Raw genomic sequence first — 784 nt, forward strand, 5'->3', positions numbered from 1 at the left:
ACCGGAATGCGCTGCGCCAGGCGCACCCAGGTGAAGATCGGGTTGACGTCCTGCAGCCCCAGCCGGTCCGGATTGCCGTTCTGGTCGTTGATGCCGCGCGCGATCGAGACGACATGGCCGGGGATGATCTGCTTGTAGCCCATCAGCTTGACGCGGGCGACGTCGCCGACATGCACGCCCCACATCTTGGTTTCCTCGAAATACCCGTTCACCCAGTAGGAATCGGCATCGATCACCGCCAGCCGCGGCTGGCCCGCCGTCAGGTAATCACCCACCCGCAGGTTCAGGTTGGTCACATAGCCGTTGACCGGCGAATACAGCATCGAGCGCTGCAGGTTCAGCTTCGCCAGGTCCAGCGCCGACCGCGCTGCATCCACCGCCGCCACCTGCGTCGCCACGTTGGAGTTGAATACTTCCTGTTCTTCGGCCGACACGATGCCGCCCAGCCCCATGCGGCGCTTCGCATCGCTGCGCTTCAGTTTCAGCTCTTCCTCCGCCCCGTCCAGCCGCGCCTGCGCCTCGCGGATCGCCAGGCGGAAGCGCACCGGGTCCAGCACGAACAGCGGCTCGCCCTTGTGCACGAACTGGTTGTCCACCACCGGAACCTGCACCACCGTGCCCGGAACTTCAGGCGCCACGTCCACCACATACACCCGCACGCGCCCGTCGCGCGTCCATGGGGCAATCATATACGTGTCCCACAGGGTCACCCCCAGAACGATCGCCAGCACAACGACGCTCAGGGTCAGGACCACGCGGATCAGGGTGCGCAAAAGAGGCATTG

The 784-nt window shown here is 65.2% G+C and carries 1 protein-coding gene; it reads right to left on the minus strand.

Annotated elements, in window-relative coordinates; all coding sequences use genetic code 11:
• Positions 1-782: HlyD family efflux transporter periplasmic adaptor subunit (locus tag HLH35_RS19705; RefSeq protein WP_182980746.1), on the minus strand; the 782-nt coding region annotated here is incomplete at its 3' end.
• Positions 783-784: the final 2 nt, after the last annotated feature.

The sequence above is a fragment of the Gluconacetobacter asukensis genome, from assembly GCF_014174375.1.
Lineage (GTDB): Bacteria > Pseudomonadota > Alphaproteobacteria > Acetobacterales > Acetobacteraceae > Gluconacetobacter > Gluconacetobacter asukensis.